The 23,357-nt window shown below is 50.0% G+C and carries 25 protein-coding genes and 2 tRNA genes; 23 read left to right on the plus strand and 4 right to left on the minus strand.

Translation table 11 applies throughout. The features are described 5' to 3' along the window. Nucleotides 1-17: 17 nt before the first annotated feature. On the plus strand, nt 18-503 hold the full coding sequence (locus tag AB8880_05040) for a hypothetical protein (GenBank protein XDZ66762.1): 486 nt from the start codon (nt 18-20) through the stop codon (nt 501-503). 4 nt (nt 504-507) lie between these two features. Here AB8880_05040 and AB8880_05045 read toward each other — a convergent pair whose 3' ends face one another. Continuing rightward, on the minus strand, nt 508-1,671 hold the full coding sequence (locus AB8880_05045) for an aromatic ring-hydroxylating dioxygenase subunit alpha (protein ID XDZ66763.1): 1,164 nt from the start codon (nt 1,669-1,671) through the stop codon (nt 508-510). 34 nt (nt 1,672-1,705) lie between these two features. Here AB8880_05045 and AB8880_05050 point away from each other — a divergent pair, with 34 nt between their 5' ends. Beyond that, nucleotides 1,706-3,157 carry a protein adenylyltransferase SelO family protein gene (locus tag AB8880_05050; protein XDZ66764.1) on the plus strand — a complete coding sequence of 484 codons (1,452 nt, stop codon included), beginning with the start codon at nt 1,706-1,708 and terminating at the stop codon, nt 3,155-3,157. Here AB8880_05050 and AB8880_05055 read toward each other — a convergent pair. Next, entirely contained in the window at nt 3,152-3,616 is a 465-nt protein-coding gene (locus tag AB8880_05055; protein ID XDZ66765.1) for an Lrp/AsnC family transcriptional regulator, read from the minus strand. The genes AB8880_05050 and AB8880_05055 overlap by 6 nt on opposite strands. Nucleotides 3,617-3,778: 162 nt before the next feature. Between AB8880_05055 and ald the strand changes: the two genes are divergently transcribed. The 14 genes from ald (at nt 3,779) to AB8880_05125 (ending at nt 16,206) form a co-directional block, all read left to right on the plus strand. Continuing rightward, entirely contained in the window at nt 3,779-4,891 is a 1,113-nt protein-coding gene (gene ald, locus AB8880_05060) for an alanine dehydrogenase (GenBank protein XDZ66766.1), read from the plus strand. Between the two features lie 91 nt (nt 4,892-4,982). Continuing rightward, nucleotides 4,983-5,058: transfer RNA gene (locus AB8880_05065), tRNA-Ala, on the plus strand. Nucleotides 5,059-5,087: 29 nt separating this feature from the next. Next, nucleotides 5,088-5,273, plus strand: coding sequence for a 50S ribosomal protein L32 (rpmF, locus tag AB8880_05070; protein ID XDZ66767.1), 186 nt, complete (start codon nt 5,088-5,090; stop codon nt 5,271-5,273). Between the two features lie 72 nt (nt 5,274-5,345). Then, entirely contained in the window at nt 5,346-5,690 is a 345-nt protein-coding gene (hspQ, locus tag AB8880_05075) for a heat shock protein HspQ (GenBank protein ID XDZ66768.1), read from the plus strand. A gap of 427 nt (nt 5,691-6,117) precedes the next feature. Continuing rightward, nucleotides 6,118-6,600, plus strand: coding sequence for an SUF system Fe-S cluster assembly regulator (locus tag AB8880_05080; protein XDZ66769.1), 483 nt, complete (start codon nt 6,118-6,120; stop codon nt 6,598-6,600). After that, on the plus strand, nt 6,584-8,035 hold the full coding sequence (gene sufB / locus AB8880_05085; GenBank protein XDZ66770.1) for a Fe-S cluster assembly protein SufB: 1,452 nt from the start codon (nt 6,584-6,586) through the stop codon (nt 8,033-8,035). Before AB8880_05080 ends, sufB begins: the two co-directional genes overlap by 17 nt. 25 nt (nt 8,036-8,060) lie before the next feature. Next, nucleotides 8,061-8,813, plus strand: coding sequence for a Fe-S cluster assembly ATPase SufC (gene sufC, locus AB8880_05090; protein ID XDZ66771.1), 753 nt, complete (start codon nt 8,061-8,063; stop codon nt 8,811-8,813). After that, on the plus strand, nt 8,803-10,038 hold the full coding sequence (gene sufD, locus AB8880_05095) for a Fe-S cluster assembly protein SufD (protein ID XDZ66772.1): 1,236 nt from the start codon (nt 8,803-8,805) through the stop codon (nt 10,036-10,038). Before sufC ends, sufD begins: the two co-directional genes overlap by 11 nt. Before the next feature lie 3 nt (nt 10,039-10,041). Beyond that, nucleotides 10,042-11,280 (plus strand): cysteine desulfurase, encoded by a 1,239-nt coding sequence (locus AB8880_05100; GenBank protein XDZ66773.1) that lies wholly within the window; start codon nt 10,042-10,044, stop codon nt 11,278-11,280. Beyond that, complete coding sequence (locus AB8880_05105) at nt 11,277-11,708, plus strand: DUF59 domain-containing protein (protein XDZ66774.1); 432 nt, start codon at nt 11,277-11,279, stop codon at nt 11,706-11,708. The genes AB8880_05100 and AB8880_05105 overlap by 4 nt, the downstream gene beginning before the upstream one ends. Nucleotides 11,709-11,711: 3 nt before the next feature. Continuing rightward, a complete protein-coding gene (locus AB8880_05110) occupies nt 11,712-12,059 on the plus strand; it encodes a HesB/IscA family protein (protein ID XDZ66775.1) in 348 nt (115 codons plus the stop codon). Between the two features lie 20 nt (nt 12,060-12,079). Next, nucleotides 12,080-13,906, plus strand: coding sequence for an ABC transporter ATP-binding protein/permease (locus AB8880_05115; protein ID XDZ66776.1), 1,827 nt, complete (start codon nt 12,080-12,082; stop codon nt 13,904-13,906). Between the two features lie 58 nt (nt 13,907-13,964). Continuing rightward, a complete protein-coding gene (locus tag AB8880_05120; protein XDZ66777.1) occupies nt 13,965-15,305 on the plus strand; it encodes a glutamine synthetase family protein in 1,341 nt (446 codons plus the stop codon). Then, nucleotides 15,298-16,206 (plus strand): alpha/beta fold hydrolase, encoded by a 909-nt coding sequence (locus tag AB8880_05125; GenBank protein ID XDZ66778.1) that lies wholly within the window; start codon nt 15,298-15,300, stop codon nt 16,204-16,206. The genes AB8880_05120 and AB8880_05125 overlap by 8 nt, the downstream gene beginning before the upstream one ends. 41 nt (nt 16,207-16,247) lie before the next feature. Here AB8880_05125 and AB8880_05130 read toward each other — a convergent pair whose 3' ends face one another. Further along, complete coding sequence (locus AB8880_05130; GenBank protein ID XDZ67024.1) at nt 16,248-16,967, minus strand: NAD kinase; 720 nt, start codon at nt 16,965-16,967, stop codon at nt 16,248-16,250. Between AB8880_05130 and AB8880_05135 the strand changes: the two genes are divergently transcribed. The 7 genes from AB8880_05135 to queG all read left to right on the plus strand — a co-directional run bounded on the left by AB8880_05135 (nt 16,878) and on the right by queG (nt 23,010). Then, nucleotides 16,878-17,069, plus strand: coding sequence for a hypothetical protein (locus AB8880_05135; GenBank protein XDZ67098.1), 192 nt, complete (start codon nt 16,878-16,880; stop codon nt 17,067-17,069). The genes AB8880_05130 and AB8880_05135 overlap by 90 nt on opposite strands. 27 nt (nt 17,070-17,096) lie before the next feature. Beyond that, nucleotides 17,097-17,996, plus strand: coding sequence for a formate dehydrogenase accessory sulfurtransferase FdhD (locus AB8880_05140; protein ID XDZ66779.1), 900 nt, complete (start codon nt 17,097-17,099; stop codon nt 17,994-17,996). Next, entirely contained in the window at nt 17,993-18,649 is a 657-nt protein-coding gene (gene mobA / locus AB8880_05145; protein ID XDZ66780.1) for a molybdenum cofactor guanylyltransferase MobA, read from the plus strand. The genes AB8880_05140 and mobA overlap by 4 nt, the downstream gene beginning before the upstream one ends. A 24-nt stretch (nt 18,650-18,673) precedes the next feature. Next, nucleotides 18,674-19,606, plus strand: coding sequence for an SIS domain-containing protein (locus AB8880_05150; GenBank protein XDZ66781.1), 933 nt, complete (start codon nt 18,674-18,676; stop codon nt 19,604-19,606). A 19-nt stretch (nt 19,607-19,625) separates the two neighbouring features. Beyond that, entirely contained in the window at nt 19,626-20,663 is a 1,038-nt protein-coding gene (gene queA / locus AB8880_05155) for a tRNA preQ1(34) S-adenosylmethionine ribosyltransferase-isomerase QueA (GenBank protein XDZ66782.1), read from the plus strand. Next, on the plus strand, nt 20,656-21,783 hold the full coding sequence (gene tgt, locus AB8880_05160) for a tRNA guanosine(34) transglycosylase Tgt (protein XDZ66783.1): 1,128 nt from the start codon (nt 20,656-20,658) through the stop codon (nt 21,781-21,783). Before queA ends, tgt begins: the two co-directional genes overlap by 8 nt. A 63-nt stretch (nt 21,784-21,846) precedes the next feature. Then, a complete protein-coding gene (queG, locus tag AB8880_05165) occupies nt 21,847-23,010 on the plus strand; it encodes a tRNA epoxyqueuosine(34) reductase QueG (protein XDZ66784.1) in 1,164 nt (387 codons plus the stop codon). 41 nt (nt 23,011-23,051) lie between these two features. Here the strand turns inward: queG and AB8880_05170 are convergent. After that, nucleotides 23,052-23,125 (minus strand) — tRNA-Gly (locus AB8880_05170). Nucleotides 23,126-23,357 lie beyond the last annotated feature (232 nt).

The raw sequence follows: 23,357 nt of genomic DNA on the forward strand, positions 1-23,357 counted from the left end.
CCCCTCGGGATCAGCGAATGTTGCTGCTGGCCGCACTATGCCATGATTTTGATCATCGTGGACGATTTGCAAGTCTGAAAACTGGTAGGGAAGAACGTCGATCAGCTCTCAAGGCTGGGCGTCTGCTTTTCACCAGGTCTGGATCTGGGATTTTGCGGCGACGTTTTGAGGCAATGATTATGTCAACCGCAAGGGACGGTGCCAAGTCAGCTATAAAGATGGATCATGCTACCGCGATTCTGCGTGATGCTGATGTTTTTGGCTCACTATTCTTTCGGGTAGTGACCGCGACCAATTTCACGAAAGCAGTACTTCGTGAAAAAACACAACATAAATTAAAACCGTCCAAGGCTGAACGTGAATTAAAGGAGTTTCATGCTTTGGTTTTACAGCGGGGTTTTGATCATCAGGCTACAAGAAAAATGGCGGCCCTGGCCGGTAATTACCCTGCCGCAATACATATTTCACCCGGCGCAGCTAAAGGCCTTGGATTTTCCAGTTAGTACATTACTCTGCTGCTTCGGCTTTCAGCATCTGCTCGGCAATCCAGTGATGAAATCGCCAGGTTGGCTCTTCCATGACGGGAGAGAATTTGCCTCCATCATAACCGGGAGCTTTACGACCTTCATACATGCCCTCAACAACACCGATATCTTCTTTAAATACCGTATGCCAAAGCTTGGTATTGGCCTGCCTCAGCTTGGCATATTCATCCTGTGTACAGTCATTTGTCGGGTAGTAAAGTTCGACATGCTCGATGGTTCGGTCATGGCCTGCAGGTTCGATAATGATGCTGAACGCATGGTCTCGATGTACCCCAAGCAAAAGATTGGGAAAAACAGCTATATATTCAGCTGCTTTTTCCCACTTTTGGGAGAGATTTTCAAAATCCGGGAATGCAAACCCATCTTCACTCAAAGATGGGTTATAGACAAGAGTTCCCTGACCGGCAAAACCAGCCTTGCCGACGATATTGTAGTGATCCTCAAGCCTCGAGTAACTATTGAGGTCAGGGTGAACAAACGGAAGATGATAGCTTTCGCAGTAATTATCAACGGCCAGTTTCCAGTTGCTTTTGAGTTCAAGCGAAAAGCTCGAATCAGCACCGCCATGGTGGATCGGTTGATCAAACTCACGCCAGCGTTCAATCACATCACGATGCACGTCTTCAAATGGAGGGGCATTACCATTGATATTGACGAAGACAACATCTCTCCAGACATGGCTTGGAACAACAAGAAGCCCCATTTCATCAGGGTCGATGACCGGGTGGGTGTTGACGTTTGGACCACCAACATGAGGTGTTGCCTTTAATGCACCATCCAGATCATAGGCCCAGGCATGATAGGGGCAGGTTATGGGCCCTTTGAGTTTGCCTTGTTCTTCGATAAGTTTCATGCCACGGTGGCGGCACACATTCTCAAAGACACGTATCTCTCCTTGACGGTTTCGGACAACCAGAAGAGGCATGCCGAGGAAGTCAACGGGTTGAACGCATCCTGCCTCTGGCACCTGAAATCCGTTGGTCAGGGCAGACCAGTTGTCAAAAAAAACGTGCTGACGCTCATCTTCAAGAGAGGCGGTGTCAATGTAGAGTTGACTTGGCAGGCCACAAGCCTCTTCTATGGGTTTGAATACATCGTTAAGATCAGAGTGAAGTGAGGATGCCATTATCGCCTCCATGACAAGCCAATAAGGATATTATATGGGTGAATTTATTCCCAAACGCAATCATCTCTATCTTAGTCGCGACTTGTTTCGGCGTGTAAAAGCAGCATCATTTCCGGAAACCCTAATTTGCTATCAGAACCTGGCTTGGGCGGAGCGTCTCGGACTTGGCGAATTAGCGTCAAACAACTCGGAATGGTGTCGTCGTTTTGCTCGATTTGAGGGATTCCCCGGTTCCTTCAAAGCTCCGCTCGCCCTTGCCTATCATGGCCATCAGTTCGGTGTCTATAATCCAGAGATCGGTGATGGAAGAGGGTTTCTCTATGCCCAGATGGAAGACCCTGTGGATGGAAGATTGCTTGACTTTGGTACAAAAGGCTCTGGGTTGACGCCCTTTTCACGCACAGCGGATGGCAGATTGACCTTAAAGGGAGCAGTCCGCGAAATTCTTGCAACAGAGATGCTTGATGCCTTGGGAGTGAATACATCCAAAACTTTCTCGGTTATCGAAACGGGCGAAAAGCTACAACGTAATGATGAACCGTCGCCGACACGTTCCGCTGTTCTGGTGCGTCTCAGCCATGGTCATATTCGTATAGGCTCCTTTCAGCGGCTGGCCTATAACGGTGACAAAGATCGGCTGGTCATGTTGTTGCAATACGCGGCCCATAATTATTACCCTGCAATTTTCCAGGAAAATATGGACGACGCTGCCCTTGCTGAAGCTTTTGTTGGCCATGTGGGGGGAGTGCTGGCCGAATTGGCTGCAAGCTGGATGGCGGCAGGCTTTGTTCATGGTGTTTTGAATACCGACAACTTCAACATCAGTGGTGAGAGTTTCGACTACGGCCCCTGGCGGTTTCTGCCAAAATTGGACCCGGGCTTTACCGCTGCCTATTTTGACCATCAGGGGCGTTATGCCTATGGCCGTCAACCTGAAGCCACGTTCTGGGCTCTCTGCAGACTGGCGGACTGCTTTGTCGATATCACGGGGATAGAAGCGATGCAGAAATCTGTTAGCAGGTATCAGGAGAAAATTAATGGTGCAATGATTAAATCCTTGTGCCGCCGTCTTGGAATTGATGAGACATGGGATGAAGCCGAAGCCATGAGCGAGACATTCTTCAAGACGCTCAAGGCGGAGGATATCAACTTTGAATCTGTCTTCTTCGATTGGTATGGCGGGGCAGCAAGCAGGGATCGCGCCTATGATGGCCCTCGCGGGTCTATCTATAAAAGCCCGGGTTTTGAAATTCTTACGTCGTATCTTGGCTCAGCCCCAACAAAAGAGGGGGCAACGCCAGATCATCCGTATTTCAGTCGAACTCATCCGGTGACGATGCTGATAGATGAAGTTGAAGCAATCTGGGCTCCCATTGCAAGGGAGGACGACTGGTCATTTCTGGCGGCAAAAATTGAAGATATTCATCAGATGTCGGAAGCCTGCGGGCTTGCAACCACAAAGCCGAAAATCCGCATAGGGTTATAGAAGCTCTACCGGGAGACCCCGATTAGCAACCGTGCGCAGGACAAAGTTTGATTCCATGCTCTGCACATGGGGGAGAGCGGCAAGATGATCGCTGTGAATGATGCCGTAATCTGATACATCCCGGGCCGCAATCCGCAGAATATAATCTTTTGCACCAGCCATCAGAAAACAAGCGAGAAGGTTGGGAATTCGTACAACAGCTTCTTCGAAATCGCGTAATATGGAGGCGGACTGGCCGGTCAGGGTAATCTGAACCAGAACCACCACATCATAGCCGACTTTTGCGGCATCAATCTCAGCATTGTAACCTGAAATGATCCCTTTTTTCTCCAGAAGGTTGACCCGACGCAGGCAGGCAGAAGGTGAAAGACCCACTCGATCCGCCAGTTCTACATTGGTCAGTCGTGCATTGTCCTGTAAGGCGCTGATGATGGCACGGTCTGCGCGGTCAAATGACATGATTAATACCTTATTTTCATTATTTTCGTATAATATATTAATAATTCACAAAATAATTAAATAATATATCATTTCTTTGTGTTGGAATCAATGAAATTGCAATCACCCTGCGTGCGATTTGAGGTATAAGGATTGCGATAAATAAACATAAGGAGTATCGCCATGCGTATTGGTGTGCCAACAGAAATTAAAAACAGGGAATTCCGTGTTGGGCTTGTGCCTGAATCCGTGAAAGAGCTGACGTCGCGTGGCCATCATGTGCTCATGCAGTCAGGTGCCGGTACAGGCATTGGTTCAAGTGACGATGATTATCGTGCCGCCGGAGCTGATATCGCTCCTGATGCGGCAACGGTCTTTGCTGAAAGCGAGATGATCGTCAAAGTCAAAGAGCCGCAGGAAGTTGAATGGAAGCAGCTGCGTGAAGATCATATCCTTTTCACTTATCTGCATCTTGCGCCAGATCCGGCACAGACAATCGGATTAATGGAATCGGGCTGCACGGCGATCGCTTATGAAACTGTAACCGATCAGCAGGGTGGATTGCCGCTTCTTGCCCCGATGAGCGAAGTTGCCGGTCGGCTTTCAATCATCGAAGGTGGATATTTCCTCAAGAAATCAGCTGGTGGTCGTGGCTTGCTTCTATCGGGCGTGCCTGGAACCGATCCGGCAAATATTGTTGTCATCGGTGGTGGAGTGGTTGGCACGAACGCGGCCAAACTTGCTGTTGGTGTAGGGGCAAATGTAACAATTCTTGATCGTTCTGTTCCACGTCTTCGCTACCTTGACGATGTTTTCGGTGGCCGCCTCACCACGAAGTATTCTACCGGCAAGGCCATTGAAGATGCCCTTGCTACGGCTGACCTTGTTGTTGGTGCGGTGCTTATCCCGGGGGCCGCAGCACCTCGCCTGGTTCGTCGCGAGCATCTTGCCAGCATGCGTCCGGGGGCGGTTCTCTGTGACGTGGCAATTGATCAGGGGGGATGTTTTGAAACTTCCCGTGCCACAACCCATGAAGATCCGGTGTATGATGTTGATGGAATCGTGCATTATTGCGTGGCTAATATGCCAGGTTCAGTGCCGCTGACTTCGTCTCATGCCCTGAACAACGCAACCTTGCCATTTACTTTGGCATTGGCGGAAAAAGGTGTTGCGGCACTTGAAGACGATCCACACCTTAAAAATGGCCTGAACGTGAAGGCCGGAAAAATTATTCACCCTGCAGTGATTGAAAGCCTCGGGCAAAACCCGAAACTGGAAACACCTGCGGCCGAATAATTTAAACTTTTTACTAGTAAGGGCTTGACGTCAGGCCCTTGCTGGTGAATAAAGACTGCCGTTCCACGCGATATCGCGTGGGTTTCTGTTTGGGGCCATAGCTCAGCTGGGAGAGCGCCTGCTTTGCAAGCAGGAGGTCGTCGGTTCGATCCCGTCTGGCTCCACCAACAGACTGATTTTTTCAGGAGACACCACCATGGCTGTTCCAAAGCGTAAAACAACTCCTTCCAAGCGTGGCATGCGCCGGGCTCATGACGCGATCAAGGCCGATGCCTATGTTGAAGATAAAACAACAGGTGAACTGCATCGCCCGCACCATATGGATCCGAAAACCGGTATGTATCGTGGTCGCCAGGTGCTTAAAGTTAAAGAACGTATCTGATAATTCAGATCATGTTTCACATGAAGGCCGCTTCATGCGGCCTTTTTTAAAATCTTCCATATGGGGAATGCTATGTCCAAGGATGTAAAAGTCGAGCGGTTGCCGATTTTTTCAATCGGTGATGTTGTTCGGCATCGTCATTTCTCCTTCCGTGGCGTCATTTTTGATGTCGATCCTGAATTTGCCAATACCGAAGAATGGTATGAGGCTATTCCGGCTGAAATTCGCCCGAGCCGTGAGCAACCTTTTTATCACTTGCTTGCTGAAAATGAGGACAGTTACTACACAGCGTATGTGAGCCAGCAGAATCTGCTGCCCGATGGCGAATCAGGGCCTGTTGATCACCCTGAACTGACCGAAATGTTTGAAGAGTTTGATGACGGCAAATATCTACCGCGACGCGATAGCATCAACTAACCCTGTTGACGACAAATTTTTTACCTATAAAGCAAGAATATCACGGAAATTTGATTTCTGTTCGGTAAGTGTTTCGGTCAAGATGAAGTTGGAACCTTACGCATGGGATCCAGCCCCGCTGTTTTAGAATAGCGGGGTTTTTTTTATATTTCGATGCTGGTATCTGATTGTTTCAGTTCGTTCAATCTCTTGAATTATTGCGATTAATTCGCATTTTCATACGCAAAGATAGGGCTTGCATTATGTTTATAAACATTCCATATAACATTCAGGACCAAATTGGTCCTGATTAAAACTTGCCCTGATCGTGAATAGTCCTGCTCAGTCTGGAAAAATCGATTTTGGTGAGGAAAACTTGCAGGTTCTGGAGACACTCCATCCGGCAATCATTGAATTTAACGAGGTTAATGTGATCAAGCTGAATCGCATGACAGATTACGCAGCAATCCTCTTAAGCCTGCTGGCATATGAGCAGCGTCATGATGAGGATACGTGTCTCTCTGCGGCGGACATATCAGGAAGGACCGGTCTTTCTCAGCCCACCGTTGCCAAAATACTAAAAATGCTGGCGGCAGCAGACCTTGTTTCGGCTACCAGAGGCAAGTCAGGTGGATATGCATTGATGCAGGATCCTGCTTCGATTTCAGTTGCGGCAATCATTGAGGCTCTTGAGGGCCCGATTGCTCTTACCGCCTGTGTTGAGACATCTGTTGACGCCTGTGCCTCAAGATATAGTTGTTTTCTTGGCGGGAACTGGGAACGTGTCAACGTCGCTATCGCTGATGCACTGGCAAGCGTTACCCTCGCAGATCTCGTGAACCCGGACAGCCTTTTTGCTCAGGAAGGGGTGCGTCATCCTTCCGCCGAAGTTACCACAGGGAGTGATAGATTTCATGTCGGCAACAGTTGAAACCATCCGTCAGGTCGAAGAAGCCACGGGCAAGTATAAATACGGCTTTGTTACGGATATTGAGGTGGACAAGGCCCCAAAGGGGCTTAATGAGGATACCATCCGCCTTATTTCGGCAAAGAAAAATGAACCGGAATGGATGCTTGAATGGCGATTAAAGGCTTATCGCCACTGGTTGACCATGCCGGAGCCGGACTGGGCCAAACTTAACTATCCTGCCATTGACTATCAGGATATTCACTATTACGCGGCCCCAAAAAAGGCGGAAGGCCCAAAAAGCCTTGATGAGGTGGATCCGGAACTGCTCCGAACCTACGAGAAGCTGGGTATACCTCTCAAAGAGCAGGAAATGCTGGCCGGCGTCGCGGTGGATGCAGTCTTTGACTCGGTTTCTGTTGCTACAACATTCAGGGAGAAACTGGCTGAAGCCGGGGTGATTTTCTGCCCGATTTCAGAAGCCATCCAAAAACATCCCGAAATGGTGCGTGAATATCTCGGCTCAGTCGTGCCCCAGGCCGATAACTATTTCTCCGCGTTGAATTCTGCGGTGTTCACCGATGGATCATTTGTCTATATCCCGAAAGGGGTGCGGTGCCCGATGGAACTTTCCACTTATTTTCGCATCAATGAGAAAAATACCGGCCAGTTTGAGCGAACTCTTATCATTGCCGATGAAGAAAGCTATGTATCGTATCTTGAGGGATGCACGGCGCCCCAACGTGACGAGAATCAGCTCCATGCCGCGGTCGTTGAACTTGTTACGATGACTGATGCTGAAATCAAATATTCCACGGTTCAGAACTGGTATCCTGGAGATGAAAACGGCAAAGGCGGAATTTATAATTTTGTCACCAAGCGTGGTGCCTGCCGTGGTGACCGGTCCAAGATATCCTGGACGCAGGTGGAAACAGGTTCAGCAATTACCTGGAAATATCCATCCTGCATCCTGCAAGGGGCAGATTCCATCGGTGAGTTCTATTCCGTTGCCGTAACGAACAATGCCCAGCAGGCGGATACCGGTACCAAAATGATCCATATAGGGCCTAGAACGAGGTCAACCATTATCGCAAAAGGCATTGCCGCGGGCAAATCTGACAGCACATATCGTGGGTTGGTGCGAATGATGCCCGGGGCCGAAGGAGGGCGCAACTTCACCCAGTGTGACAGTCTACTGGTGGGGGATAAATGTGGTGCCCATACCGTACCTTATATCATCTCGCGCAACCCGAGTGCGCGAATTGAACATGAAGCGACCACCTCCCGTATTTCGGAAGATCAGCTTTTCTACTGTCTGCAACGCGGGATGACAGAAGAAGATGCGGTCTCGCTAATCGTGAATGGCTTCTGCAAGGAAGTCATGAAAGAACTTCCCATGGAATTTGCCGTTGAAGCCCAGAAGCTCATTGGCATTTCTCTGGAAGGCAGTGTTGGATAATCGGCAAGAGAACAGGAATATCATCATGCCATTGCTTGAAATCAAAGATCTTCATGCCAGTATCGGGTCAACAGAAATCCTTAGAGGAATAAGCCTGAAAATAGATCGCGGAGAAATCCATGCCATCATGGGGCCCAACGGCTCTGGTAAAAGCACACTTTCTTACGTGCTTGCCGGTCGCGACGGGTATGAGGTTACCGGTGGAGATATACTTCTTGACGGGTCTTCCATCCTTGAGATGGAAGCCGATGAACGTGCCAGAGCCGGCATGTTTCTTGCGTTTCAGTATCCGGTTGAACTTCCGGGTGTTGGCGGGATGAGTTTCCTGCGGGGCGCTGTCAATGCCAGACGTCGTGAAAATGGTCAGGATGACATTGACAATCTTGAATTTGTGAAACTTGTTCGGGCCAAAGCCGCTGATCTTGGTATTAAGGATGATATGCTGAAACGTGCGGTGAATGTCGGGTTTTCCGGGGGAGAGAAAAAACGGTTTGAAATTCTCCAGATGGCCTTGCTTGAGCCTTCAATGGCTATTCTTGATGAGACCGATTCCGGTCTTGATGTGGATGCGCTTAAAATCGTTTCTGAAGGCGTGAACGCCCTGCGAGGTGGCAATATCGGTATGCTGGTGATCACGCATTACCAGCGCCTGCTAGATCACATTATCCCCGACCATGTGCATATTCTGGTCGATGGAAAAATATTAAAGTCAGGTGACAAGAACCTCGCACTAGAAGTTGAAAAATCAGGATATTCGAGCTTTACAAATGCAGCCTGAATTGATGAAACAACGGGCCGCTGAAGGCCCTCTGTCTTCGCTCAGGCAAGCCGCAGCTGCAAGGTTCAATACCACCGGTTGGCCTTCTGCTTCGGTGGAGGCCTGGCGTTTTACGAATCTTGCACGACTCAATAAACGTGTCTTTGATCCGGCTTTGGCCGGCATAGCCCCTTCAGGGCTTGAGTTGCCTGATGGTCATCGAGTTGTTTTTTTCAACGGTATCTACCAGCCAGAGCTATCAACTGATCTGCCGCAGGCTATCACGCTTGAAGAACTCGTGGATGGATCCACCTGCGCCACGCTACTCGAAGATGGACGCCTTGCTGGTCATCCGGTGGCTGATGCATCTATGGCGCTGCTTGGATCCGGCAAAGGGCTTCACGTTAGCGGTAAGGTTGATGCCCCCCTTAACATTGTTTTTATAAATGATGGAAATGATACATCAAGCCATCCTGTTATTGCTGTGCATATAACCGATGGAGCAGAAGTAACACTGCTTGAGCATCATATAGGGGAGGGAAGTGGTCTTTCCTTACCGGTTGTGGCTGTGTATGTCGGAGAAGGGGCTGTTTTCAACCATGGCCGCATACAGGCTGAAGGCGCGTTGCGCCATCACCTTGGCCAGGCGGTATTTACGGTTTCATCAAACGCGATTTATCGCGGGGTTTCACTTCAGACGGGCGGGGTGCTCTCACGCACCGAAAATCACATTGCCATGGCAGGAGAAGGCGCCGACGCCACCCTGACCACATTCTATCTTGCCCGGCGTGATCAGGTGATGGATGTCACGACCCAGATCAATCACGATATGCCTTCCTGCACCTCCATGCAGATAGTGCGCGGCGTGCTCGATGACACGGCCAGGGGAATTTTCCAGGGTAAGGTTAAGGTTGCGCCTGATGCACAGAAAACAGACGGAAATCAGATGAGCCGCGCCTTGCTTCTGTCGCGAAAATGTGAAGCAGACGCGAAGCCTGAACTGGAAATCTATGCCGATGATGTGGCCTGCTCCCACGGCGCTACCGTTGGTGAGATTGATGATACGGAGCTTTTTTATCTGATGAGCCGTGGTATTGCATTGGAAGAGGCGCGGCAGATGCTGATTGAAGCCTTTCTTGATGATGCCATTGGTGAAATAGATAACCCGATGCTGGCGGAATTTATCCGGCCACAGGTTTTATCATGGCTTTCCGGAATAGGTTCTGCCCAGAATGACGGGATTTGAACGATGAATGAGCAGTCACTGCCAAGACGTGATATTGCATCCATACGGGATGATTTTCCCATCCTGACTCGTGAGGTGCATGGCCATCCGCTTGTCTATCTAGACAGCGCCGCCTCGGCACAGAAGCCGGATTATGTCATCAACGCGATGATGGAGGTCTATCGCGGACATTACGCCAACGTGCATCGCGGCCTGCATGTTCTTTCGGAGGAGGCCACCGACGCCTATGAGGCGACGCGAAAGAAAGTGGCAGGACTGATCAATGCGTCTTCTGCTGATGAGGTTGTCCTGACTTCCGGTGCAACCATGTCGCTCAATCTCATTGCCCGTTCATGGGGTGGGACTTTCCTTAACAAGGGAGATGAGATTTTGATTTCGGTTGCCGATCACCACGCAAATATTGTCCCTTGGCAGATGATTGCTCAGGAGAAAGGGGCGATTGTTAAGGCAGCGCCGGTGAATTCGGATGGCAGTGTATCGATAGACGAGATTACATCTCTTATTACCGATCGCACTCGTATTGTTGCAATGCCCCATGTTTCAAATGTTCTGGGAACAGTCTTTCCAGTTGAGGCTATTGCCGAAGCGGCACATAGGGTAGGGGCAATATTCGTCGTCGATGGCTGCCAGGGCGTTGTTCACATGCCCGTGGATGTGCAGGCGATTGGCTGTGATTTTTATGTTTTCTCTGCACATAAACTCTATGGTCCAAATGGGGTAGGTGTGTGCTGGGGTAAGATGGATCTGCTTGAGGATATGCCCCCCTTTCTTGGCGGTGGAGACATGATTGACCGGGTTAAAATTGAACATTCCACCTATGCTGACCCGCCCCAGCGATTTGAGGCGGGAACCCCGCCGATCGTTGAAACCATTGGTCTTGGGGCTGCTATTGATTATGTACAATCCATCGGTATGGAGACCATAAGGGATCATGAACGTGATCTGTTGGCTTATGCGCATCAGCGCCTGTCATCGGTCGAAGGGCTGAAACTGGTGGGAACGGCTCCCGGAAAGTCCGGGGTGGTCTCATTTGTCATGGATTGCGCGCATGCCCATGATATTGCCACCATTGTTGATCGAAAGGGGGTAGCTGTCAGGGCAGGTCATCACTGTGCCCAACCGCTGATGGATTTCCTTGATCTCGGCTCTACGGCAAGAGCAAGCGTCGGGATGTATTCAAGGCGGGAAGATTTTGATGCCCTTGCTGATGCGCTTGAAACCGTCAGAAAGATTTTCGGATGATGAGTAAAACAAATACTGACTCTGACCATCCCCTTGGGCTCGAACATTTCATGCCTTACCAGTCTGAAGTTACGCCGGAAGGATTTCGCGCCTCGGCCGGAAAAGAACTGGCGGATGGAAAGGCTGTTGATCTTGCGCTTATTGTGGATGCGCTGAAAACAGTTCATGATCCTGAAATTCCGGTAAATATCTATGATCTCGGCCTGATTTACGATATTATCAGGCATGACAATGGTAATATCAGCATCACCATGTCCCTGACAGCACCGGGATGTCCGGTTGCCGGGGAGATGCCAGGACAGGTCGCTGAGGCCGTTGCGGCTATTCCGGAAGCCGGATGTGTCCATGTTGATCTTGTCTGGGAGCCGGGATGGACGAAAGACCGGATGAGTGATGATGCAAGACTGGCACTAGATATGATATGGTAGGTCATGTTTGATCCAAACAAACCCATTCTTTCCTTGACGGAAAAAGCTGCAAGTCATGTTCGTGCCCTTGTTGAAAAAGGGGGCGATGGCGTGATTGGTATTCGCGTAGGTATCAAAACAGCGGGTTGTTCCGGCATGAAATATGAGGTCGAGTACGCCACCGAGAAAAAACCTTTTGAAGACGCTATAACCGAAAAAGGCGTTACGGTGCTTGTGGACCCGGCAGCGGTAATGTTTATTATCGGCTCTGAGATGGATTGGAGCGAAGACAAGTTTTCATCTGGTTTTGTCTTTAACAATCCGAATGAAACCGCACGATGCGGATGTGGCGAAAGCTTTTCGGTTTCCTGATTTAAGGACCATAGACCAACATGGCAAAAGAACAGATCGTCCAGTGGACAGGGGCACGGATTGGCATTGGCCCTGCCTTAAGGGACCTTGCATCGTATGTTTCCCCGAAGGGTGATCGGACGGTAGCCGGCAGAATAGGCCTTGCGCTTGTTCTGATTGCGCTTGCCAGAACTGCAACCCTGATGACGCCGCTTGCTTACGGATGGGTGGTTGACCACGTTGCGGGCAGTGAAGGCAGTTTTGATCTTCAGATCATGTGGTGGCTTCTTGGTGCTTATGCTCTTTCGCGTGTCAGCCAGCAGATTTTTGATGAAGGCAGTGAATTTGTCTTTGTTCGTGTGGCGCAGAAAGCGGTTCATGGTGCCGCCCTCACAACCTTTCGCCATCTGCATTCACTAAGCCTGAAGTTTCATCTTGACCGACAGACAGGCGGCATGACCAGAGCAATCGAGCGCGGTGCAAAAGGGATGGAGTTCCTACTCACCTTTGCCCTCCTTGAGGTTGCTCCGCTATTCATTGAGCTTGTGCTTGTTTCAGGCATCATGTGGTCACTCTTCGGGTTTGGCTACGCTGCAGTGACCTTTCTAACGGTCCTTATATATACCGGTTTCACCTTGACCGTGACTGAGTGGAGGATCAAGTTTCGCCGGCAGATGAACGAGGCGGATGAACACGCCGCTACCCGGGCGGTTGATTCACTTCTCAATTATGAAACTGTAAAATATTTCAATGCTGAAGAGATTGAAGCTGAGAGATATTCCAAAGCTCTCTCCAGGTATGAGAATGCAGCGGTTCAGTCTCGAACGTCACTTTCGGTTGTCAATATCGGTCAGGGGCTGATTATTGCAACGGGGCTCATGCTGGTGATGGGCCTTGCCGGACATGATATCCATGCGGGCAATTTCAGCATCGGTAGTTTTGTTGTTGTGAACACTTATCTGATCCAGCTCTATCTGCCGTTGAATTTTCTTGGGTATATCTATCGGGAAATTCGGCAATCTCTTGCGGATATGGAACGCATGTTCTCGCTTCTGCGGGAGACGCAGGATATCACTGATACCAAAGATGCCCCGCCATTGAAAATTAGCGGTGGCAGGATCAGTTTTGAAAATGTTGTTTTTTCCTATGGGCCTCGCGGGGTTCTTCGTGGGCTGAACCTCACGGTTGAGCCCGGTCAGAGGGTGGCTATTGTTGGGCCGAGTGGTGCTGGAAAATCCACCATTTCCCGACTTCTTTTCCGGTTTTATGATCCCGAAGAAGGCGTTATCCGTATTGATGATCAGCCGATCAACATGGTGCAGCAGGCTAGCCTTCGAAGTGAAATTGCTGTTGTTCCACAGGATACGGTGCTGTTCAATTCAACGATTGCCGAAAATATTTCCTATGGTCGACTGGATGCGAGTTTGTCTGATATCAGGGCCGCCGCCAAATTGGCATCATTGGATACGTTCATTGCTGATCTTCCGGATGGATATGATACCAAGGTCGGCGAGCGGGGGCTCAAGCTTTCAGGCGGTGAGAAGCAACGCGTGGCCATTGCAAGAGCTATTCTCAAGAACCCTTCCATCTTTCTTTTTGATGAGGCCACTTCAGCCCTGGATAGTCGAACGGAAAAGGAAATTCAGCATTCTCTTGATACCATTTCCAAGGGCCGAACCACACTTGTGATTGCACATCGTCTTTCAACAGTGGTCAATTGCGATGAGATTTTTGTGCTCAATGAAGGCCGGATTGCTGAGCGAGGAACCCATCAGGCACTGCTTGCTGCAAAGGGGATGTATTATGACATGTGGATGCGCCAGGCCGCAGAAGACTCCGATGCTGGTGAAGATAGTCACGAAAGATAGGGCTTGTCCTTTTACCTGCTTGGAATGATAATCAGACAAACAGAATTCAGGATGTTTTATGATTGATGCATTAATGGCCTGGCTCGAAGAGCAGTCCATCACTGAAGTTGAATGTCTCGTCAGCGATATGGCAGGCATTCCTCGCGGCAAGATCGTGCCAGTTAACAAATTCAAGACCAGCCTTCAGGACGGATCTTTGCGTCTGCCTGAATATGTCTTTGGTCAACTTGTCACGGGCGAATACGTTAGCAGCGAAGTTCTTCTGGAAACCGTATCGGACATATATCTGGTTCCGGATATGATGTCCCAGCGACTTGTTCCCTGGTACAAGGAGCCAACGGCACAGATCATCCATGATGCTATCTATCATGATGGATCGATGGTGGATGTGGCCCCGAGGCAGGTGTTGAAAGCGGTTATTTCACGTTTTGATGCCCTTGGTCTTAAGCCCATTATAGCACCAGAACTTGAATTCTTTCTGGTTCGCAAGGAAGATGAGGCAAATACGCCGTTATCGCCGCCGGTGGGCAGGTCTGGTCGAGCAGAAATGGCGCGGCAGGCCTATGGAATTGATGCGGTGAATGAATTTGACCCTCTTTTTGAGGATATCTACGATTACTGCGATGCGCAGCACCTCGACGTTGATACGCTGAGCCACGAGGCCGGAGCGGCCCAGATGGAAATCAACTTTAATCATGGTGATGCTCTTGATCTTGCCGACCAGACTTTTCTTTTCAAGCGAACCGTTCGTCAGGCGGCGCTCGATCATAATGTGCACGCAACCTTCATGGCTAAGCCTATGCAGAATCAACCCGGTAGCGCCATGCATATCCATGTTTCCGTTGTAGATAAGGTTACGGGCCGGAACATTTTCAGCAATGAAGATGGCAGTCCTTCAGAAATGTTCACCCATGCTCTTGGTGGTATGCAAAGGTATCTTGCAGCAGCGATGCCCCTGATGGCACCTTATATCAATTCCTATAGGCGTCTTTTGTCTGGTGAAGACTCACCTACAAACCTTGCCTGGGGGGTGGATAATCGTACGGTAGGATTGAGAGTCCCGCGGTCAGCCCCGGAACACCGCCGGATTGAAAACCGTATCCCTGGGGCGGATTCAAACCCATACCTTGCCGTTGCCGCAACACTGGCCGCGGTTTGCCTTGGCCTTGAACGTCAGATCAAGGCTAAAAAAGAGCGGACAAAATCAGGTGAAGATCTTACGACTATTCCCCGCAATCTTGATACCGCTCTTGACAAGCTTTCGAAGGAAACAGCTCTTCACGAAATTCTTGGTGACCGTTTTGTTACGATTTTTGACGAGATCAAGCGGGCGGAAAGCGATGCCTATCTTCAAGTCATCAGCCCATGGGAGAGGGAATACCTGCTGCTGAATGTCTGATGTATTGGATTTGAGGCTCAAAGTTGATGGGGTCGATGTCCGATATCGTAGCCATTTGAACGGGGCTCGGTCAAGGGCCAAGGTACTTATCCTTCCGGGTTTCACGGAATTCATCGAAAAACATGCTGAAACCGTTGCACATTTTGCCAATATGGGGATTGATAGCCTGATCCTTGACTGGCCGGGGCAGGGGCTTAGTGGCCGTTTGTCTCCCAAATACCCGATGGTTGTTCATACCGATGGGTTTGATCTGCATCTGAAAGCCCTGACCGCAGTTGCTCAAGAAGCGGGATTCGTTGATCATCGTCTTCCTTTATTCCTGTTCGGGCATTCCATGGGCGGGCATCTTGCCCTTCGATATTCGAAAATGATGAGGGATTTTCTGAGCGGGGTCATTCTCTCCGCCCCCATGATCATGCCGCCTGTTCAACCACCATGGCTTATTGAGGCTCTCGCTCAAGTGATATGCCTGCTTCCAGGCATGTCCAAACTGCCGGTGATGTTTCGTCAGTCCAAGGCTCGAGATGAGATCTTTAACCCCCAGAATGTACTTACGCGTGACCCCGAAGGCTACGCTTTGCAAGTGAATTGGTGGAACAAAAACCCTGCCTTGAAGACTACAGGTCCAAGCTATGGCTGGGTTCGGGCTGCCTACCAGTCCTGCACTGAAACTACAGCCGACTCCTCATGGATGTCGACAGTTGATCTGCCGGTTTCAGCCCATATTCCTCTTGACGAGGTTGTCGTCTCGCTGAAACATAGCTTAAATTGCCTGCCTGCAGTACCGGGAATAGAAATTCACGAATACGCAGATGCGCGGCATGAACTGCTTCTGGAATTGCCAGAGGTGCGTCAGTTATTTTGGCGACGTGTGGAAGATTTTGTTGAAAGATATATCTGATCGTCCAGGCCAGGCTTGGTTATCTTGGGATGGAAGAGACGTTATATAGGGAACTGTTCGCGCATGACCCGTTCTTCGAGACCATGGCCAGGGTCGCTGAGAATGCGCAAGGATATATGTTTATCCTCTTTAACAATAACCTTCTCTACAAAACTGATTCTAAAAGAATCTGATGTCGCAGATACAGGGCGAAATTCAGCATCTTTCACAACGAATTCAACTTCAGAATGATTGGGTAGCAATGCGCCACGCCAACGTCTTGGACGGAAGGCACTTATAGGTGTCAAAGCAAGGACTGACGCGCCCAGCGGAATAATCGGTCCATGGGCAGAAAAATTATAGGCCGTACTGCCTGCAGGTGTTGCGACAAGCGCCCCATCGCAGACCAGTTCTTCCATTCGGGTGATACCATCAACCTTGATTGAAAGCCTGGCTGCCTGTTGACTTTCACGCAAAAGGGATACTTCGTTGATCCCATGGGCCGTAGTCACAACACCGTTGCGGTCAGTTGCAACCATCTTGAGGGGATGGATGATGGTCTCTTCAGCAGTCTGAAGTCGATCTTCAAGCCCGCTCAACTCATAATCATTCATCAGAAAGCCTACGGTTCCACAATTCATGCCGTAAACAGGCTTGGCGCTGAAACGCTCATCTTTAAGGGTGTTCAGCATATGTCCGTCACCACCAAGCGCGATAACAATATCGCACTCCCCGGGGCCGGACTGGCCATATCGGGTTATCAGGGCATCACATCTGGCAATGGCATCCGGGTTGCTGGATGCGGTGAAATGCATTTTCATGCCGGTCTCCTCTGCGGGGTATTAGCATATTCCCCTCGAATTGGCTATGATGCAATCTTCTGAAGCGGCATGGCAACAGGAAGGATGGCAATGACAGGCATAGCAGAAGCAAATATTCATCCTCGGATTTTTCCTGATCCAGATGCTGAAGGGTTGACGGCGGAAATCAACGGGGTGGATGAAAGCGGGGCATCGGTGACAGTGCCGGTGGTTGTTGAAAAACCCATGACAATCTTTCTCAACCGACAGGAAATAGTTACCTCGATGACGCTTGGGGACTGGCCGGAATATATGGCGGTTGGATTTTTGCGTAATCAGCACATGCTCCATGATGATGATACGGTGACAGCGGTCGATGTTGATGAAGATCTTGGGGTGATTGTCGTCCGGACTGAGCGTGAAACCGATTACGAAGTTAAACTTCAGAAAAAGATACGAACAAGTGGATGCGCCCAAGGTACGGTTTTCGGTGATATGATGGAACGTTTTGAGCGCATCTCGCTGAACCCGGATGCCCGAATACACACAAGCAAGTTGATGCGACTGACCAAGACCATTAATACCACCCCGAGCCTTTATCTTTCTGCCGGGGCCATTCATGGCTGTGTCCTTGCATCAGGTGAAGAGGCACTTGTTTATATGGAAGATATCGGTCGCCATAATGCGGTTGATAAAATCGCTGGCTGGATGTTTTTGAACAAAGTGAGGGGAGAGGACAAAATATTTTATACTACCGGCAGGTTGACAAGTGAGATGGTGATCAAGACCGTGCAGATGGAGATCCCCATACTTGTCTCACGTTCCGGGTTCACCGAAAGCGGAGTAGATCTTGCACGCAAAGCTGGGTTGACTCTGATTGGCCGAGCTCGGGGGCGGAGGTTCACTGCTCTTTCCGGGCTTGAGCGCATTATATTCGATGCCTCTGATGATGATGGCGATGAAGCGGATACTCTTTCCTATCAGCGTCGGCAGCAGAGGCAGCACCGATGATATCGAAACAAAAGGTGCTAGGCGTAGTCCTCGCCGGGGGATTGGGCCGCCGCATGGGGGGCGGGGATAAGCCCATGACCGATCTTCTCGGCCGTTCTATCCTTGACCACGTTTTGGAGCGCACCCGACCTCAATGCAATGGGATGATCATCAATGCCAATGGTGATCCGGCAAGGTTTCAGTCATTTGGTCTGCCAGTGGTTCCAGACGGTATCGAAGGGTATCCAGGGCCGCTTGCCGGGGTGCTAGCATCGATGGACTGGGCGGCACAGAACAGCCCGATGGTAACACATATCATGAGCTTTGCTGGTGATGCCCCGTTCATTCCCCGTGATCTGGTAGCGCATTTGATGAAGCCCATCTTGGCTGGTGCTGATATGGCAAGGGCGAAATCCTTTGGTCAGCGTCATCCCGTGTTTGCTATCTGGCCGGTTCGTGTCCGGGCAGATCTTCGCGATAAGCTTGTGAACCAAGAGATGCGAAAGATAGATCTCTTTACCGCTGCGTATGATATCACCGAGGTTGATTTCACCGGTGTGCCCGACCCTTTTTTCAATATCAATACGCCAGAGGATCGTGACGAAGCGATACGAATACTATCAGCGCAGAGACGTGATGGAGAAGGTTTTGCAAAATCTTCAAAAGAAGCGTAAAAGCTCGAAAGAAAAGGACATCCGATGAAGACCATTGAATCCGCCCGTCACATGGCCAAGATCTATACCGCGGCAATAGATCGATTTGCCCAAAATCTTAATGATAATTTCAGCAAGGCCGTTGACCTGATCTATGGCGCCGAAGGTCATGTTATCGTGTGCGGGATGGGAAAGTCTGGCCTTTTTGGGCGCAAGATTTCCTCCACCCTTGCATCAACCGGTACGCCTTCCATTTTTCTGCATCCAGCGGAAGCTATTCACGGTGATCTTGGTAAAGTCCGCCGTGGTGAAGTCGTCATAATGATTTCCAATTCTGGCGAAACCGAAGAAATTATCCGTCTTCTACCTGCGTTCAAAAGGCTTGAGGCGCCGATTATCGCCCTTACCGGGGCTTCTCATTCCACTCTTGGTAAACATGCCGATACAATACTGGACATCTCGGTCGACAGGGAGGCTTGTCCGCTGAACCTTGCACCCACTACATCTGGACTGGTGACGCTTGTTGTAGGTGATGCGCTTGCTATTGCGCTGATGGAAAAGCGTGATTTCAAACCTGAGGATTTCGCAGCAACTCACCCGGGTGGTGCCCTTGGGCGCCGACTTCTTTCCACCGTTGGAGATACCATGATCCGGGATAATCTGCCCTTTGTATCTCCTGATGAAGTGATGAAGAATGTGATTGTCACCATGACACATGGTCGTCTTGGCATAGCGATTGTTGGTAGCCCGGATAAACTTGAGGGGATAATTACCGATGGTGATCTGCGGCGTGCGATGGTCGATGATATTGATATCAGCACTGCCACCGCCGAAGACCTAATGACGCGAAGCGTACTTACAACTCAGCCACATGTTCGAATGGCCGACGCAGAACAGCGTATGCAGGAAGCCCGTGTGCAATGTCTTGTAGTCACCGAAGATAGCGGTGCGGTACTAGGCGTGGTGCAGATTTTCTGATCAATCTGGTTTATCTGTGATGAGGCTTTCCGATTTTGATTATATTCTGCCGCCGGAATGTATTGCGGCAGAACCTGCTAACCCAAGGGATTCCGCGCGTCTCCTTGATATGCGGGGAGGAAAGCTCGAGGATCGGCAAATCTCAGATCTTCCCTTTTGCCTCAACCCTGGGGATCTGCTTATCGTCAACAATACAAAAGTGTTGCCTGCAAGGTTAATTGGCAAGAGGGGTGATGCCTCCATCTCCATTACGCTCCATCGGCGAATGGACGATCATCGCTGGCGATGCTTTGCAAGGCCGGCAAAAAAACTTCGGCTGGGAGATCAGGTAATTTTTTCCGAAAGATTTTCTGCTGAAGTGGATTTTATCGGCGAGGATGGAGAGCGCGGTCTTGCGTTTTCTAATGGAGGGGACGATTTAGAGCGCATGCTTGAGACGCACGGTACCATGCCGCTGCCACCATATATTCCACGACCTCAAGGTGTCAGAAATGATGATGCTGATCATTACCAGACGATGTTTGCAAGCCACACAGGTGCTGTTGCCGCGCCAACCGCAGGACTTCATTTCACCCCTGGCCTGCTTGATCGTATCAAGGCATCCGGTGCCTCAATAAGTCAAGTAACGCTCCATGTCGGGGCGGGGACTTTCCTGCCTGTAAAGGTCGAAGACCCGCGTGATCATGTCATGCACAAGGAATGGGGAGTGATACCAGACAAGACCGCCGAGATGATTACTCGCACAAAGAAAGAGGGTGGGCGTATCGTTGCGGTTGGAACAACGTCATTACGAATCCTTGAAAGCTGTTGGCGGGATCATGGTGATATTCGCCCGTATGAGGCGGAAACCGATCTCTATATCCTGCCTGGATACAAGTTTGGTGTCATTGACATATTGCTGACCAATTTTCACCTGCCGAAATCCACGCTTCTGATGCTGGTATCGGCCTTTACCGGCAAAAGCTTGGTTGATGCTGCCTACGCCCATGCCATTGCTCATGGGTACCGTTTCTTTTCCTATGGTGATGCCTGCCTGATGGAGCGCCGTGATGACTGAATTTTCCTTCACCCTCAAGACAACCGATGGTGCAGCTCGCCGAGGTGAAGTTAAAACTGCGCATGGCGTGATCCAGACACCTGTTTTCATGCCTGTAGGGACGGCCGCGACTGTTAAAGCCATGACGGTGGATGATGTCTGGGCAACAGGGGCAATGATCATTCTGGCAAACACCTATCATCTGATGTTGCGCCCCGGACCTGAACGGGTTGAGCGGTTGGGTGGCGTGCGCCGGATGATGGGCTGGGATGGTCCCTTGCTCACGGATTCCGGAGGCTTCCAGGTCATGTCACTTGGGGCGCTCAGAAAAATTGATGATGACGGGGTGACTTTCCGTTCGCATCTTGATGGCTCTGAGCATCGTCTTACACCAGAAAGATCTACGGATATTCAGCGTATGCTGGATGCAACCATCACCATGGCCTTTGATGAATGCACGCCATTTCCTGCAGAAAAGGATGTTGCAGCTTCCTCCATGCGTCTTTCTATGGCCTGGGCGAAGCGCTGCCGGGAGGCATTTGTTCATCGTCCTGGATATGGGCAGTTTGGTATTGTTCAGGGATCGATTTTTCCAGATCTGCGGGCTGAGAGTGTGGCCGCACTGGAAGAGTTGAATTTTGAAGGCTATGCCGTGGGGGGGCTTGCCGTAGGGGAAGGGCAGAACGCCATGTTCGAAACCCTTGATGTAACCACGCCTCTGATGCGGGCAGATAAACCCCGTTACCTTATGGGGGTTGGCAAACCGGATGACATTGTTGGTGCCGTGGCAAGAGGAATTGACATGTTCGATTGCGTTCTGCCGACACGTTCTGGTCGCACGGGGCAGGCATTTACGAGGCGGGGAGCTGTGAATATCAAGAACGCGCGGCACGCAGATGATACCCGCCCTCTCGATGCGGGGTGCCATTGCCCGGCTTGCACGCGCTATTCCCGGGCATATCTTCATCACCTTTTCAAGGCTGATGAAGTTCTTGGGCTGATGCTGTTGAGCCGTCATAACATAACCTATTATCAGGATCTGACTCGTGGCATTCGCGATGCGATTGAGGCTGGGGAATTTCAAAGATTTCAGAAAGAATTTGAAGCCAATCGAGCTTCGGGTGATATAGACCCATTGTAACCAGTCCCATCTTTCACCATCTGCTCACTTTGATCTTTGGCCGTTTTGGGGCATGGTGACTTTATGAAGGACGATGCTGATAAAATTCGTGCGCGCATTCGTGAAGATGCAAATAATGCAGGGTTTGATCGTATAGGCTTTACTTCGGCAGGCCCGGACAAGCAACAAGCCAAGCAACTTGATGCCTTTATCGAAAATGGTTTCATGGGGGACATGCATTGGCTTGAGGAAACTCGAGACAGGCGAATTCACGCCCAGGCTATGTGGCCTGATGCCAGGACCGCCATTGTTCTGTCAATGAATTACGGCCCTGATCACGACCCGATGGAAAATCTCAATGCCAGAGGATGTGGAAATATATCGGTATATGCCCGCGGCAGGGATTATCACGATGTCATCAAAGGCAGACTCAAGCAGATCGCCAGCAGAATTGCCGTAAGGGAAAAGGTTGCCGTCAAGGTCTTTGTGGACACAGCGCCACTAATGGAAAAACCGCTCGCAGCCCGCGCAGGTCTGGGCTGGCAGGGAAAGCATACAAACCTTGTTTCCCGCGACTATGGCTCCTGGCTCTTTTTGGGGGTGATCCTTACCGATGCGGATTGGGCTGTGGGGACGGAAAACACCGATCATTGCGGCAGTTGCACAAAATGCCTTGATATATGCCCGACAAATGCTTTTCCTCGACCATATCAACTCGATGCCCGCCGCTGTATTTCCTATCTTACGATTGAACATAAGGGGGCTATACCGCGTGAATTCAGGACTGCGATGGGCAACCGTATCTTCGGCTGTGATGATTGTCTTGCTGTTTGTCCATGGAACAGTTTTGCCCAACGCTCGGCCGAGATAAAGTTTCAGCCGTTGCCCGATTTGGGCCTGACTCCTCTGGAGGTGATGCTGAACCTTGACGAGACTGGATTCAGGAAACGGTATGCTGGAACGCCGGTACGACGTGTCGGGTATATCCGTTATCTTCGTAACGTGCTTATTGCTGCTGGAAATTCCGGCATGAAATCTCTTATCCCTTGGATCAAGGTCCACCTTGATAGTTATGATCCCATCGTTCGGGGCTCGTCGGTCTGGGCGCTCTCTTGCCTGATGTCCCCATATGAGATTGATGCACTGGCGAAAGTATCCATCAAAAAAGAAAAGGAACAAAGCGTTCGCCAGGAATGGGCGTTGGCGATGGATAAGCCAAGTCAAGAACGTGTGAACACTACCCAATGACAATAATTTGCCAAACACTTAAAATTTATAGTAAAAATAAATGGAGCGGTCGACCGGACTCGAACCGGCCCTAAGAGCTTGGAAGGCTCTTGTGCTACCACTACACCACGACCGCAGCACGCGTTTTTATAGCATCAGCGCTCAGACTTGGAAAGCCTTAAGCATATTGATCTTCTGATTTCATATCGGATGTGATGTCGCTTTTTACTTGAATTACACTTTTCATTGCATCACTATATATGAATAAAATTTATAGTTTTAATGCCGTTCTGGTAAGTGCTTTAAATCCAAGTAGATGAATACTTCGCTGGGGATGAAGCAATGAAGACGGTCAGACAAAGGGAAGA

The sequence above is a fragment of the Alphaproteobacteria bacterium LSUCC0684 genome, from assembly GCA_041228335.1.
Classification (GTDB): domain Bacteria; phylum Pseudomonadota; class Alphaproteobacteria; order Puniceispirillales; family UBA1172.